We start from the raw sequence: 13,664 nt of genomic DNA, 5'->3' as shown, positions 1-13,664 counted from the left end.
ACGGACAGATATTCCCCGCCGCCACGGTCAGCAGACTATCCTTCAATCAATCTTCAAGAACTACCGATAGCGGGTTGCGGCTTAGCTGCAGCCCCGCGGCTAGTGGACGCTCGTTTCACGCAGAAAGATTGCGCTTGGTAAGGACGACGCCAAAAGCGCGACGGCTGCAAGAAGAATGATCACCAGCACCACCGCCGCATCGAACGCGTGCAACGCACCCGTGTGATCGAACACAGAGAAAAACACTGTCCCGACCACTGCCGCTCCAAGTGCACCGCCGATTTGCTGCGCACCGTTGTGCATTCCACCCGCGACACCGGCATGGCCGCGGTCGACTCGTGCCAGCGTGATCGGGCCAAGCGGACCGACGATACAGCCCATGCCGATCCCAGCCAGCGCAAGCGCGGTCGCGATGAACCCAGGCATCGGCGCGAGCGCGACTGCCATCGAGACGGCGATCAGGCCCAGCGCCATTGTCGCCGCACCAGCAATTACCAATCGTGCGCCGATGCGGGGTAAGGCCTTGGGTCCGATTAAGGCAACACCTGCCATGACTCCGAGCCCGAAGGGCATATGGAGCAATGCCGTATCCAGCGGCGTCATGCCGAGCCCGTGCTGGAGCATGAGGCTAAGCACCAGCAGGAACCCGTTTGTCGCAGTGCCGAACAGAACGGTCATCGACAGGCCGATCCGGAATGTCGGTGCCACGAACAGTTCGGGCGCGATTAGGGCCGATCCGATTAGCGCAGTGCGGCGGACCGAATGCCGCCAGAAAAGATACATCAGCGCTCCCCCGACGACCGGCAACGCCGCACACCACCACGGCCAGCCGCGAGCGCGTCCTTCGATCGCCGGGACCAGCATGCCGATCAACCCAGCCGCAAGCAGTGCCGTGCCGAGAGGATCGAGGCGCAGCGCACGAGGCGATCGGCCGCTTGGCAGCAGCCAAAATCCCGCTGCTAGCGCGGCAAAGCCCACCGGCAGATTGATCAGGAATACAGCGCGCCAGCCTAGGCCCGCCGCGTTTGCTGCGATCAGCAGCCCGCCAAGGATCGGGCCGCCGATTGCCGCGAGACCGCCGACGAGCCCGAAAACAGCTAGCCGCGCGACGCGCTCGAGTGGGGAATACATCAACTGGACCAGCGCGATCACTTGGGGAGCCATGATCGCGGCCGCGCCCCCTTGGACGAACCGCGCCAAGATCAGCGTCGTGGCATCCGGGGCCAGTCCGCAAGCGAGCGACGCGACCGTGAACCCCGCGACCCCGAAAAGAAACAGCCGACGGTATCCATAAAGATCACCGAGCCGGCCGCCGGCTACGAGGAACACCGCAAACATCAGGAAGTAGCCGGTAACGATCCACTGGGCTGCACCCTCGCTCGCACCAAGCCCGCGCTGGATCGCCGGAAGCGCGGTGTTGACGATCGTCGTATCGACAATCTCCAACACGAAGGCGAGCATCACCGTCGCGAAAGCCAGACGTCTGCGGTATCCCTTGAGTACCGCGACGCCAACCGCCCCGAATGGCGAGTTGGCGGTCGAGGTCTCTTGAGCGGCATCGCTTGACATGCCAGCCTGCATAACGATACTAGTTTCAGAACAACAGTTCTAATTTGACGCGGCAGTATAAGCTTGCGCTTTGGGAAGACAGATCATGGAATTTTCGGCCGACACAGCGGCGCCTGATCGACGTCAGCCCGGCATTGCTCAGGGCATGACGGTCATCGCCGCAGGTTTTCTGCCTATCCTCGCCATCGTCACGCTTTTTCCGGCGGTACCGTCGATTATCGATCACTTTGCCGCTGATCCAGAAGCGAGCTGGAAGGTCCCGGCAATGGTTTCGGCGCCTGGGCTCGCGATCGCCGCTATTGCACCTTTCGCGGGTATCCTCGTCGACCGCTTCGGACGACGGAAGTTGCTGTTATTTTCGACATTCTTCTATGCGCTGATCGGCGTGATCCCGTTTTTCCTTAACAATCTCAATGCGATCTACGGTTCACGGATATTGCTCGGCGCAACCGAGGCAGCGATCCTGACGACATTGAACACGTTGATCGGCGACTATTGGGATGCCGGCGGACGTCGTCGCTGGCTTGCCCTGCAGGGTTCGATCGGTCCGCTCTTGGCAGCCGCGATGATCTACTTTGCCGGCATGCTGACAGCGGTACGCTGGAACGGTGTCTTCCTGATCTACCTCGTCGCGCTGCCTATTTTCGGCGCGATGGTTTTCTACCTCTACGAACCCGCAAGCGACGCGACAGCGCGCAAAATGCTCGGTATCGACAGCGCCAATGGTGCCGTCGCGCGCTCGCCTTTTTCTTGGTCGGGCGTCGTGCAGATCGGCGCGGTGACGCTGGCGGCGGCGATCCTGTATTATGTGTTCATCGTCAACGGAGGGGTCGCCTTCCGCGAGGTCGGAGTGCAGTCGTCAGCTGAACTAGGCAAGATCACCGCTCTCCCTAGCCTCTTCATCATCGCCGGTGCCGGTCTGTTCTGGCTCATGGGCCGATCCCGCCAGCAGCTTCAGATCGCGACCTGCTTCGGGCTCCTCGGCACCGGGCTGATGATCATCGGGCTTGCGCCCAATTGGAAATGGATGGTTGCGGGCCTCATCGTCCAGCAGACCGGTGCCGGCATGACGATCCCGACCTTGATCGCTTGGGCGCAGACGAAGCTGCCTTTCGAGCATCGCGGCCGTGGCATGGGCGTGTGGACCGCGTGCTTCTTCTTCGGACAGTTCGCCAGCCCCCTCCTCGTCAGCATCGTTCACGGTGTCGCGGGCACGATGCAGGCCGCGTTCCTTGCCGCCGGGATACTCGGGCTCATCGGTGCCGTCGTCGGTATCGCGATGGCGGTGTCGCGCAAATCTCCACACCTCACCGAGGCCTAAAAACGATGCAATCCAAGATTAAGCGGGGCGTCAGTCTCTATAGCTTTCAGGAGGAATTCTTCCTCCAGCAGATGTCGGTCGAGGACGCGATCACTTTTGCTGCGTCCATCGGCGCGACCGGCATCGAGGTTCTGCCCGAGCAGAACATGCCGAGCTTCCCGAACATCACCGATGCGGAGGTCGCGTGGTGGCAGGAAACCGTCGCCAAGCATGGTTGCGAGCTGAGCTGCTACGACATGTTCCTCGACACCAAGGTGCGCAAGGATCGGCTGATGACCGATGCGGAGCAGGTCGACTCGATCCGGCGCGACCTCGCGCTGTGTAACCGTCTTGGCATCCGCAACATGCGCATATTGGTGTTCGTGCGCCCCGAAATCCTCGAACTGTGCGTGCCTTATGCCGAACAGCTCGATGTCCACATGGGGGTCGAGGTCCACGCGCCGTGGCATCTCGAGCACGCTTGGATCCTGCGCACCATCGATGTTGCCGACCGGCTCGGCACGAAACATCTCGGCATCCTGCCCGACATGGGTATCTTTATGAAGCACTACCCGCCGGCGTTCAGGGCCCGTTTCGAGCGTCAGGGCGCGAGGCCCGAGATTGCGCAATTCATTGTCGATAACCACGAGCAAAAGATTTTCGCCGAATATACCATCTACGAGGTTGCGGTGAAGATGGGCGGCAACAAGGCCGAGATCGCCATGGCCGAGACGCTGCGCCACGCACCCTATGCGAACCCCAAGCGGCTGGCCGAATATGTCCCGTATTTCCGGCACATCCAGGCGAAGTTTTACGAGATGTCGCCAGACTGCACCGATCCCTCGATCGCCTATGACGAGGTGATCCCGGTACTCGCGGCCGCCGGCTGGGACGGCTACCTGTCGAGCGAATATGAGGGAAACCGTTGGATCCAAGACGTCGAGCCCGTCGACAGCCGCGAGCAGGTCCGCCGCCAGCACGCGATGTTCGAGCGCCTGATCGGCCAGCGCACGACCGTTTCCTAAAAGGATCATCCGATGTTCGACAAATACCTGATCGTTGAAGACAGCTTGCGCGCAACGGCCGACGGTTTCACTTTCGACGCGCGGCTCGGTTATTACCGCGGCCTCGGACTTTCGATGATCGAGGACATTGCGGTGACAATCGACCAGCAGCCGGTCCCGCGGGAGGCAATCCGCTTCGATGAGACCGGGGGCGGCGGGGCGGTACCGTTGACACTCGCCGAGATGGAAACTGCGTACGACCGCCGCTGGAAGTTCGGTGGCATCGCGACGATAAGTGTCGTTCAGTCAGAGCCACTTGCTCCCGGGTCGCATAGCCTGACGCTCAGCGAGCGGCTGCGCGTTTCCTACCTGCCGTTCCCGGCGATCAACGCCGACGCGAAGACTATGACCCTCGCTGCATGAGCACGTCGCGTCGCGAGGTGCTCATGCTGGCGCTTGCGGGCGGTGCGGCGCTCCCGGCGATGGCCAGGCAGGCTGGTGCCGGGATCGAGGGTCAGCGCACTCCAGATCTCGGCAATGGCGACTATCTCAACCCGGTTCTTGCCGGCGACCATCCCGATCCGTCGGTTCTGAAGGACGGCGACGATTACTGGATGACCCACTCGTCGTTCGACGCATCGCCTGGTTTGCTAATCTGGCATTCGCGCGATCTGGTGAACTGGACGCCGGTCGGCCCGGCGCTGCGGCGGCCGCTTGGCACAGTTTTCGCAGTCGACCTCGTCAAGCATGACGGCCGCTACTTCATCTACATCCCGTTCATGAAGGCAGCATGGTCCGCGCCGCTCGCGAGTTTCGCGAACATCTTCGTGATCCATGCGCCTTCGATGCACGGGCCGTGGAGCGACCCGATTGATCTTAAGATTGGCGACCTGATCGACCCGGGACATGCGGTCGGCACCGATGGTCAGCGCTATCTTTTCCTGTCGGGAGTCAATCGCGTGCGGCTCGCGCCCGATGGCCTGTCGACGGTCGGCGCGGTCGAGAAGGTCTACGACGGCTGGCACTACCCGGACGATTGGGTAACCGAGGCCTATGCACTCGAAGGCCCCAAGCTTTTCCGGCGCGGTGACTGGCACTATCTGGTAAGCGCGGTCGGCGGCACCGGCGGTCCGCCAACCGGCCACATGGTCATCGCCGCCCGCGCCAGGACGCTCAATGGCCCATGGGAAAATTGCCCGCACAACCCGATCGTTCGTACCTGGAGCGAAGCCGAGCGCTGGTGGTCACGGGGCCACGCGACCTGTGTCGAGGGGCCTGATGGGCGCTGGTTCCTGATCTATCACGGTTATGAGAATGGCTATCGCTCGCTCGGGCGGCAGACGCTTCTCGAGCCGATCGCGTGGTCAGCCGACGGCTGGTTCCACGCCACCGGAGGTGACCTGTCCAATCCGCTGCCCCGCCCCCGCGGCGTTGCCGGGCCGCACGGACTGGCTGGGTCGGACGACTTTTCAAAACCGGCATTCGGGACGCGCTGGAGTTTCTACGGCGCCGGTCCGGACGAGGTCGGGCGTGCCCGCGTCGACCGGGGAACGCTGACGCTGGCCGGCAAGGGCACTGGTCCGAACGACTGTTCGCCGCTGACCCAAGTGGTTGGCGACCATGCCTATGAGGTCATTGTCGACTGCGAGATCGAAGGCACGGCGCAGGGTGGCCTGCTGCTGTTCTACAACGATCGCTTGTTCCTCGGCATGGGCATCGATGGCACCCGCATGACCTCCTACCGCGGCGGGAAGTCGAGTTACTGGCAGGAGCCGGCCCCGGCCGTACGGCGGCTGCACCTGAGGATCGTCAACGAACGCCAGATCGTGACGTTCTATTACAGCCGCGATGGCAAGTCCTGGACCCGGCATGGCGTGCGAAGCGAGGTGTCGGGCTATAACGCCAACACCATGGACGACCTCGCCCAGCTCCGCCCTGCCCTTTTCGCGGCTGGCGGCGGCAGCGCGCATTTTCGCGACTTCCGCTACCGCGCGCTCGACTGAACTGGAGTCATACAGCGTTGCGCCGCGCGATGCCGCCGAGCACCGCGGCGCTCGGCTTGGCGGTCCGGCGGAAAGTCACCGGGTCGACGCTATGCAGTCCGTATTTCGGCTTATAGCCAAAGACCCACTCGAAATTGTCAATCAGCGACCAGTGCATATAGCCTTTCACCGGCACGCCATCATCAATCACTTTCTTCAGCTCGGTAAGGGCGGCCGGAATAAATCGGGCGCGAAGCGTGTCGTCTGCCGCGTTGATGCCGTGCTCGGTGACGATGACCGGCACGCCCGCGATGGCGTTGGCGTAGCGCACGGCACCGGCAAGCGAAGGCGGATAAATCTCCGATCCCATGTCGTTGGTTGGAGCGTCCTTGGGTGGCGGCAGCCTGCCTTGAGCGTTCCACACCGATCGCTCGTAATTCTGGACACCGACAAAATCGTCACCGCGCGCGGCTTCGAGCCACGCGCCGTAGAGTTTCGCGCGCATCCGGTCGCGCATCGAGTCCGCGCCGATTGCCTGATCGTCGATAATTGCGAGGCTCACACCGACCGGCAGATCGGGTCGCACCGACTTGATCGCAGCGCGTCCGGCGCGATGGGCAGCAAGCATATTGCTTTGGACGCGCGGCACGTCGGCAATCCATAGCGAGTTACCGGCAGCAAAAGTCGCCGAGCCGGTCGCCCGGGCGGCCGCTTCGCCCATCGCACGATCTGTCGCCATCAGCCGCGCGCCGACGCCGGGCGGCAACACGTCGGCGAGGACGCCGCTCAGGTTTGGCTCGTTCAGCGTCGTCGCATAGCCGATCGACCCCGCCAGATGACGCGCAGCGCGGTCGCAGAAGCGCGCGAACAGGTCGGGCGACCGTGGATGCATCCAGGCTCCCATGGCGCCAAACCATCGCGGCGTGGTGAAATGGTTGAAGGTCACGACGGGTGTCAGGCCGCGGCTCCGACAGCCCTCGATCATCGCCTTATAATGGTCGAGCACGGCGACCGAGAACTGTCCCGGCTCAGGCTCGATCCGCGCCCATTCGAGACTGAACCGGTAGCTGTTGAGCCCCATGCCTTTCACCAGGTCGAGGTCGACCGGCCATAAGAAGAAGCTGTTGGCAGCGTCGCCCGAGGGCTCGGCGTAGGCGGTCGGGGTGACGTGCTCCATCAGCCAGATGTCGCTGTTGACATTGTTGCCTTCGACCTGATGCGCAGCGGTCGCGGCACCCCACAGGAAGCCTTTGGGAAAGCCGGCACTGGCGGGCCGGGCAAGAACGGGGCTGGATAGCGCAGCGGCACTCGCGGCGAGCAGGGTACGGCGGTGAATCATCGTTATTCTCCGAGGGGCCCGGCGGCCCGGCCCTATATTTTCCCGGCTCGCAGCATCGAAACCGCGGCGTCGCAGGCGCGGGCGGTGAGCGCGAGATAGGTCAGCGACGGATTCTGACACGCCGACGAGCTCATCTGTGCGCCGTCGGTGACGAACAGGTTGGCGACGTCGTGGGCGCGGCTCCAGCGGTCGAGCACCGATGTCGCCGGGTCGAACCCCATGCGCGCGCCCCCCATTTCATGAATCGCCGAGCCGCCGGGGCCGGGCTGATCCATCCCCATCACGACATGGCCGCCGACCGCGCTCAGCATCGTTGCCGCTTCCGCCTTCGCATCGGCTAGTGCAGCATGCTCTTCCTTGCCGTGTTCGAAGGCGATCTTGAGCGCGGGCGCACCGTTGGCGTCGGTCTTCGCGGGATCGAGAGTCAGGCGGTTGGTGGCGCGCGGCATCGACTCGGCGAAGGTGACGAAGATTGCCTTCCACTCGCCCGGTGTTCGCAGCTGCGCTTTGAAGTCGTGCCCGATCCCGGCCTCCCGTTTGCCCTGCGTCCAGGTGCTCTGCACCGCACCGCCCTGAAACGAGTAGCCGCGGGTAAAGCCGTTGCCGTCGAGCACGTCGAGGTTGCGGAAACGCGGTATGACGATGCCGGTCGGGCGGTTGCCGAAGGTGGTGTGCTTCTCGAAGCCAGGCATGATCGCTATCGCGGACAGGGACGTCGCATGATCCATGATGTGCGTGCCGAGCACGCCACTCGAGTTGGCGAGGCCGAAGGGCATCGCCTCGGAGTGCGACCGCAGCAGAATGTGATTGGTGTTGAATGCGCCGGCATTCAGAAAAATGACACGCGCCGTCGCCCGCTTGTGCTGCTTGGTTGCGGTGTCGAGGTAACGCACGCCAGTAGCGCGCCGGGTGGCGGGGTCATAATCTACTGCCTCGACGACGCTGTCGGTCACGACCGTAAGCAGTCCGGTCTTCATCGCGGCGGGAAGTGATGCACTCTGCGTCGAGAAATACGCTCCGTACGAGCAGCCGCGCGCGCAGATATTACGGTTCTGGCACGCGCTTCGCTCATCCTTCGCCACGGTCAAATTGGCAGTTCGGCCGATGGTCAAGCGACGGTCGGGCCACCGCTTGCTGATGCCGTCGCGGACGTGCTGCTCGACGACATTGAGCGCCATCGGCGGCTGAAAGCGGCCGTCAGGAAGCTGAGGGAGACCTTCCGCTGCGCCAGAGACGCCGACAAATTCCTCGACACGATCGTACCATGGCGCAAGTTCGGCATAGCGGATCGGCCAGTCGGTGCCGATACCGTCGCGCTTGTTGGCACCGAAGTCGTAGTCCGACCAGCGGTAGCATTGCCGGCCCCAGGTCAGCGAGCGGCCGCCGAGGTTGTACGACCGGAACCAGGTGAATTCACCGGCCGCAGGCGTGGTATAAGGGTTCTCGTCGTCCCGGCAGAAATGGTTCTGGGTGAACTCGGTGAAATGCCGGTTTTTCATCTGCACGGGATAGACGTGTTCGTAGCGCTCGGCGTCGCCAAGCCCGCGGAACGGCAGGTCCCACGGTGCCAGGGTCTCGGTGACATATCCCGCGCCGTGCTCGATCTTCGGGCCGCGCTCGATCATCAAGACCTTGAGCCCGGCCTCGGTCAGTTCCTTTGCGGCAAACCCGCCGGTGATGCCCGAGCCCACGACGATCGCATCGAATTCAGCCATCATCCAAACTCCACCGCGGTCCAGTCGCTCGAATAGGCATGCATCCCGGGCTTTAGTGGCAGGTCGGGGTCGAACCGCCCCGGCACCAGCTCGTAGTTCAATTCCTTAGAGCCGCCGGCTTCCGAGGTATAATAGCCGGTCAACAGCAGGCCCTTGATCTTCGGCCAGGGGCCGGTCGTCTGATGCGTGGCAAAGGCTGCTTTGTCGATCATCTGGAGCGCCGCCTGCTGGCGCGCGAGCGGTGCCGTGATGAAATTACCCTGAGACCGGTCGTCGAGTTCGCGCTCGAGCCAAGCGAGGTGATCCAGCGAGCCGTCCGAGCGGCGATAACGCACCGTCGCGCCCTGGATCGCTCCGCCGGCGTCGGGTCCGCGCGTGCCGTCGAGCCCGTGCGCGAGCGCAAGGACAAGGAATTTGTCCGCTCCAACATCCGCCCCGCCCGGCGTATCGGTGCGCGGGATAAGCACTTGGGCGACCTGCCTCGCCACCGCCAGCTGACGCTCCGTCGGCGCTTCGCTTTCAGGCGCCCGCTTCGACCGCACCACCGCGGCGGACACGCCAATGACCGCGACCGCAAGCACTGCCGCACCGATGACTTCGCGCCGATCGAAGCTCCCGATCACCGGCCGATGCCCATCAGCTTCGCATTGAGGGCGCGGTCACTGCCACCGGCGGCGAAGTCGTCGAACGCGTGCTCCGTTACCCGAATAATGTGGTTCGCGATGAAGGGCGCACCTTCGGCGGCGCCGTCTTCCGGATGCTTGAGGGCGCACTCCCATTCGAGCACGGCCCAGCCGGCGAAGTCATATTGCGCCATCTTCGAGAAGATGCCGGTGAAGTCGATTTGGCCGTCGCCGAGCGAGCGGAATCGCCCCGGCCGGTCGACCCACGACTGATAGCCGCCATAGACTCCGGAGCGTCCCGACGGACGGAACTCGGCGTCCTTGACGTGGAAGCACTTCACCCGGTCATGATAGATGTCGAGGAAGGCGAGATAATCGAGCTGCTGCAGCATGAAATGGCTCGGATCATAGAGGATGTTCGCACGCGGATGGCCGCCGACCTCGGCCAGGAAGCGTTCGAACGTCACCCCGTCGTGCAGATCCTCACCGGGATGAATTTCGAAAGCGAGGTCGATCCCGACCGCGTCGAAAGCGTCGAGGATCGGCCGCCAGCGCCGCCCCAGCTCAGCGAAAGCGTCCTCGACAAGGCCCGCCGGTCGCTGCGGCCACGGGTACAGATACGGCCATGCCAGCGCGCCCGAGAACGTCGCATGCGCCGACAACCCGAGATTGGCGCTGGCGCGGGCTGCCAGCTTCAGCTGGTCGACTGCCCACGCTTGCCGCGCCGACGGGTTGCCGCGCACGTGTTCGGCCGCGAAGGCATCGAACTGGGCGTCATAGGCGGGGTGCACGGCAACGAGCTGCCCCTGCAGGTGCGTCGACAGCTCGGTGACCGCGAGCCCCTTATCGGCAAGCATTCCGGCGACTTCATCGCAGTAGGTCTTGCTCTCGGCAGCACACGCGAGATCGAGCAGCCGCGCGTCCCAGCTGGGAATCTGGACGCCCTTATAGCCTAGGCCGGCAGCCCATGTGGCGATGCCTTCGAGCGTGTTGAACGGTGCCGCGTCGCCCACGAATTGCGCGAGGAATAGTCCTGGACCTTTGATCGTGCGCATCGTTGTCAAACCTCGAATTGGGTCCAGCCTGCGCGGTCGCGGCTGGTGGTAACGGCGAGATGGATGAACGCCATGCCGCGCAGGCCATCGTCGATCCCGGGGACGAGGCTGCCGGCTTCGCCACGAAGCTGCCTGGCAAAATCGCGGTAAAGGTTGGCAAAGGCCTCGAGATAGCCCTCCGGATGACCGCCCGGAGTGCGGCTGGCCCTGCGCGCGTCGTCACTAAGTGCTGTGTCACCCGCCTGGATCAGCTCGGTCCGGCCATCGAGATGATGGAGCACCAGTACGTTCGGCGATTCCTGCTGCCAGTTCAACGCGCCGCGGTCGCCGTAGACGCGCAAGCGCAACCCGTTGCGTTCGCCGAGCGCTATTTGTGAGGCGATCAGCACGCCGCGTGCGCCGTTGTCGAAGCGCAGCAGCACTTGGCAATCGTCGTCGAGCGAGCGGCCGGGGACCACTGCGGCGAGGTCCGCGAGCAATTGCGTAACCCGCCTCCCGGTGACGAATTCCGCGAGATGAAAGGCGTGGACACCGATGTCCGCGATTGCGCCCCCCTCTCCTGCCCGCGCAGGGTCGAGGCGCCATTCGGCCTGCTTGCCGGCGGCATCGTGCGCCAGCCAGCCCTGCTGGTATTCGACGACCACCTTGCGAATAATACCGAGGTCACCGGCCGCGATCCGGGCGCGCGCCTCGCGGACGAGCGGATATCCCGAATAGGTATAGGTCAGGCCGTACGGCACGGCGGAGCGAGCGACGATGGCGGCCAGCTCCCTCGCCTCGGATAATGTCGCCGTGGCAGGTTTGTCGCTCAGCACCGGGATGCCCGCGCCGAGCGCGGCGCGCGCTGCAGCAAGGTGATGATCGTTGGGCGAAGCAATGGTAACGAAATCCATCCCGTCGCCGCGGGCAGCCTCGGCCGAGAGCATCGTCGAGACGTCGGGATACGCGCGCGTCGGATCGATGCAGTAGCTTTTTCCGGCATCTGAGGAGCGACCCGCGTTGCTGCTGAACGCGCCGGCGACGAGTTCGATCTCGCGATCGAGTTCAGCCGCGATCCGGTGGACCGGGCCGATGAATGCACCGGGGCCGCCGCCGATCATGCCCATGCGCAGGCGCCGCATATCACTCCCCAAGAGCGTTTTCAGAATTACCGTTCTGATACGCTCAAGTCGAGAGTACGGTCAAGGAATAGCGGCCGGTGCTGTCAGAAAGGCCGCGATCATCCGCGCCAGATCCTCTTTCAAGACCTCCCAATCGCCGTCCCAAGCGGACCCCATCGACGAACCGAAGCCAAGGTAGCGCGCGATCGCCGAATACAGGATCCGGTATGAAGACTGCACGGCGCGCTCGGGATCGGGCTGCCGGATCTCCGAGCGATAGTCGAGCAGCGCCGACTGCACGGCATTGGCGACCTCGGCATAGCGCGCCTTCCCGAGTGAAGCGACAACGGGATCGGTGCTAGCGCGCAGCATGAACGGACGCATGACGTCGGCAAATCGGCGCAGGGTCTCGGCGGTACCCTCCACCAGTCTTTCGACCAGAACGATTAGATCCGACGTCTCCGCTCGAGCACGCTCGACGAATTCCAGCTGCTCGCGGTTGACCCGCTCGAGCACGCGCGCCTGGACGCCGTGGACGAGGTCGTCCTTGCTGTCGAAACGGCAATAGATCGATCCGATCGAAACCTTGCCGCGCTTGCCGACCTCATTGAGCGTGAAGTCGTCGGTGCCGCGCTCCGCCATCAATTCCTCGGCAGCCACCAGCATCCGCTCGAACGAGGCGCGGCTTCGTCCCTGCTGGGGGACGCGCACAGTATTGACCGATGCCTGGATATTCATGGCGACGCGCACCCCCATAAGAATGCCGCGGAAAGGCACTGGACAAAACAGAATTGCCGTTCTAGTTCGGAATCTACAATGGCGCGGCCTTCTGCAAGGTTCAAGCGCGGAATGACAGAGGGGGAGAGTGTATGCGGTTCTCGGTATTCCTAAACGCCCGTTCGATGGCACCCGAAGAAGATCGCGCGCTCATCAAGCAGCTGGTGGCTCATGCGACACACGCGGCCGACCGCGGCTTCGACGCAATCTTCATGCCGGATCACCACTTCAACGGCTACATGCCGATCGCCTCGGACAGCTATATGTTCGCGGCGTATCTCGCCGCCAAGCTACCGCACATGCACTTCGGCTTTTCGGTAACTTCGGTGCCGCTCCACCACCCGGTGCGCTTCGCCGAGCGGATCAACATCCTCGACCAACTGACCGAGGGCAAGCTGCTGGTCGGCATCGGCAGCGGCACCACGCCTGAAGAAATGATCGGCTTTGGTGTCGATTACCGAGATGCGGGGGCAATTTCCGAACGCAACCTCGCGATTGCCGAGGAGCTTTGGGCGAAGGGGGTCGACGACCCAGCGGTCGAGATCGCCAACGGACCGTACAAGGGCCGCGTTCTCCAGCGTATCACGCCGGCTTCGTTCACGGCGGGCCACGCGAGACTGATGCCAGTTGCCATGAAGGAATCGAGCGCGCGCCGCGCCGCAGAAAACGGCTGGCCCGCTTTCATTCCGGCCTTCACGCCACCCAACATCGGCGGCACCGAACCGTTGAAGCACGTCACCAAATACTTCAACGCCTACCGCGCCATGCTCGACGACGCCGGTCATTCGGACGCGGTCGTTGCCGATGCGCTGTCGTGGACCACCCACACCTACCAGGTCGTCCACGTCGCTGAGACCGACGAGCAGGCACGCGACGAACTGATGACCATCCTGCACAGTTACCAGAATGCGATCGAGCGCGAGGCGGCATTCAACGCGCGGGCCGAGGCCGATAGCGCCAACAAGAAGACCGACCGGACGCCGAATGCGCTGTCCGACGACTGGATCGGCACCTGGTGCCTGTATGGAAGTCCCGAGACAGTCATCAAGCACCTCAAGCCCTATGCCGAGTTGGGGATTGGCAACATTTTGTGCGGCACCACGACCGGCCCGCTGACCGACGAACGGCTGCGACTGGGCAACCAGACCCTCGACCTGCTTTCGGCGCACGTCATGCCCGCGCTGAACAAGGCGGCATGAG

Annotated in this window: 12 protein-coding genes; 5 read left to right on the top strand and 7 right to left on the bottom strand. The window is 63.7% G+C overall.

Annotation, left to right across the window (positions count from 1 at the left end; all coding sequences use genetic code 11):
* Positions 1-99 precede the first annotated feature (99 nt).
* The gene (locus tag KTC28_RS05125; protein WP_216710576.1) at positions 100-1,569 is read right to left on the bottom strand and encodes an MFS transporter; all 1,470 of its coding nucleotides are present in this window, start codon (positions 1,567-1,569) and stop codon (positions 100-102) included.
* An 85-nt stretch (positions 1,570-1,654) separates the two neighbouring features.
* Here KTC28_RS05125 and KTC28_RS05120 point away from each other — a divergent pair, with 85 nt between their 5' ends.
* From KTC28_RS05120 to KTC28_RS05105, 4 genes are read left to right on the top strand one after another with little or no spacing between them, the layout of a single operon-like run.
* Positions 1,655-2,890 carry an MFS transporter gene (locus tag KTC28_RS05120; protein ID WP_216710577.1) on the top strand — a complete coding sequence of 412 codons (1,236 nt, stop codon included), beginning with the start codon at positions 1,655-1,657 and terminating at the stop codon, positions 2,888-2,890.
* 5 nt (positions 2,891-2,895) lie between these two features.
* On the top strand, positions 2,896-3,894 hold the full coding sequence (locus KTC28_RS05115) for a sugar phosphate isomerase/epimerase family protein (protein WP_255602284.1): 999 nt from the start codon (positions 2,896-2,898) through the stop codon (positions 3,892-3,894).
* A 12-nt stretch (positions 3,895-3,906) separates the two neighbouring features.
* Positions 3,907-4,296: a C-glycoside deglycosidase beta subunit domain-containing protein gene (locus KTC28_RS05110; RefSeq protein WP_216710578.1), complete on the top strand. Its 390-nt coding sequence runs from the start codon at positions 3,907-3,909 to the stop codon at positions 4,294-4,296.
* Entirely contained in the window at positions 4,293-5,876 is a 1,584-nt protein-coding gene (locus KTC28_RS05105; protein WP_216710579.1) for a family 43 glycosylhydrolase, read from the top strand. Before KTC28_RS05110 ends, KTC28_RS05105 begins: the two co-directional genes overlap by 4 nt.
* Positions 5,877-5,883: 7 nt before the next feature.
* On the opposite strand, the gene KTC28_RS05100 is transcribed toward KTC28_RS05105, so the two are convergent.
* From KTC28_RS05100 to KTC28_RS05075, 6 genes are read right to left on the bottom strand one after another with little or no spacing between them, the layout of a single operon-like run.
* Complete coding sequence (locus tag KTC28_RS05100; protein ID WP_216710580.1) at positions 5,884-7,194, bottom strand: glycoside hydrolase family 1 protein; 1,311 nt, start codon at positions 7,192-7,194, stop codon at positions 5,884-5,886.
* A 32-nt stretch (positions 7,195-7,226) separates the two neighbouring features.
* Positions 7,227-8,912 carry a GMC oxidoreductase gene (locus tag KTC28_RS05095; protein WP_216710581.1) on the bottom strand — a complete coding sequence of 562 codons (1,686 nt, stop codon included), beginning with the start codon at positions 8,910-8,912 and terminating at the stop codon, positions 7,227-7,229.
* Complete coding sequence (locus KTC28_RS05090; protein ID WP_216710582.1) at positions 8,909-9,532, bottom strand: gluconate 2-dehydrogenase subunit 3 family protein; 624 nt, start codon at positions 9,530-9,532, stop codon at positions 8,909-8,911. The genes KTC28_RS05095 and KTC28_RS05090 overlap by 4 nt, the downstream gene beginning before the upstream one ends.
* Entirely contained in the window at positions 9,529-10,587 is a 1,059-nt protein-coding gene (locus KTC28_RS05085; protein WP_216710583.1) for a sugar phosphate isomerase/epimerase family protein, read from the bottom strand. Before KTC28_RS05085 ends, KTC28_RS05090 begins: the two co-directional genes overlap by 4 nt.
* A gap of 5 nt (positions 10,588-10,592) precedes the next feature.
* Positions 10,593-11,708: a Gfo/Idh/MocA family protein gene (locus KTC28_RS05080; RefSeq protein WP_216710584.1), complete on the bottom strand. Its 1,116-nt coding sequence runs from the start codon at positions 11,706-11,708 to the stop codon at positions 10,593-10,595.
* 60 nt (positions 11,709-11,768) lie between these two features.
* The gene (locus tag KTC28_RS05075) at positions 11,769-12,425 is read right to left on the bottom strand and encodes a TetR/AcrR family transcriptional regulator (protein ID WP_223132292.1); all 657 of its coding nucleotides are present in this window, start codon (positions 12,423-12,425) and stop codon (positions 11,769-11,771) included.
* A gap of 164 nt (positions 12,426-12,589) precedes the next feature.
* On the opposite strand from KTC28_RS05075, the gene KTC28_RS05070 reads away from it, so the two are divergent.
* Positions 12,590-13,663, top strand: a complete 1,074-nt coding sequence (locus tag KTC28_RS05070; protein WP_255602283.1) for an LLM class flavin-dependent oxidoreductase — start codon at positions 12,590-12,592, stop codon at positions 13,661-13,663.
* Position 13,664: the final 1 nt, after the last annotated feature.

This window comes from Polymorphobacter megasporae (assembly GCF_018982885.2).
Classification (GTDB): Bacteria; Pseudomonadota; Alphaproteobacteria; order Sphingomonadales; family Sphingomonadaceae; genus Polymorphobacter_B; species Polymorphobacter_B megasporae.
This window is presented reverse-complemented; position numbering and strand designations above follow the sequence as displayed.

Coding starts and splice junctions, on each gene's coding strand:
- KTC28_RS05105 (WP_216710579.1), top strand. CDS start 4,293: ATGAGCACGTCGCGTCGCGAGGTGCTCATGCTGGCGCTTGCGGGCGGT.
- KTC28_RS05085 (WP_216710583.1), bottom strand. CDS start 10,587: ATGCGCACGATCAAAGGTCCAGGACTATTCCTCGCGCAATTCGTGGGC.
- KTC28_RS05070 (WP_255602283.1), top strand. CDS start 12,590: ATGGCACCCGAAGAAGATCGCGCGCTCATCAAGCAGCTGGTGGCTCAT.
- KTC28_RS05115 (WP_255602284.1), top strand. CDS start 2,896: ATGCAATCCAAGATTAAGCGGGGCGTCAGTCTCTATAGCTTTCAGGAG.
- KTC28_RS05110 (WP_216710578.1), top strand. CDS start 3,907: ATGTTCGACAAATACCTGATCGTTGAAGACAGCTTGCGCGCAACGGCC.
- KTC28_RS05125 (WP_216710576.1), bottom strand. CDS start 1,569: ATGTCAAGCGATGCCGCTCAAGAGACCTCGACCGCCAACTCGCCATTC.
- KTC28_RS05095 (WP_216710581.1), bottom strand. CDS start 8,912: ATGATGGCTGAATTCGATGCGATCGTCGTGGGCTCGGGCATCACCGGC.
- KTC28_RS05080 (WP_216710584.1), bottom strand. CDS start 11,708: ATGCGGCGCCTGCGCATGGGCATGATCGGCGGCGGCCCCGGTGCATTC.
- KTC28_RS05100 (WP_216710580.1), bottom strand. CDS start 7,194: ATGATTCACCGCCGTACCCTGCTCGCCGCGAGTGCCGCTGCGCTATCC.
- KTC28_RS05120 (WP_216710577.1), top strand. CDS start 1,655: ATGGAATTTTCGGCCGACACAGCGGCGCCTGATCGACGTCAGCCCGGC.
- KTC28_RS05075 (WP_223132292.1), bottom strand. CDS start 12,425: ATGAATATCCAGGCATCGGTCAATACTGTGCGCGTCCCCCAGCAGGGA.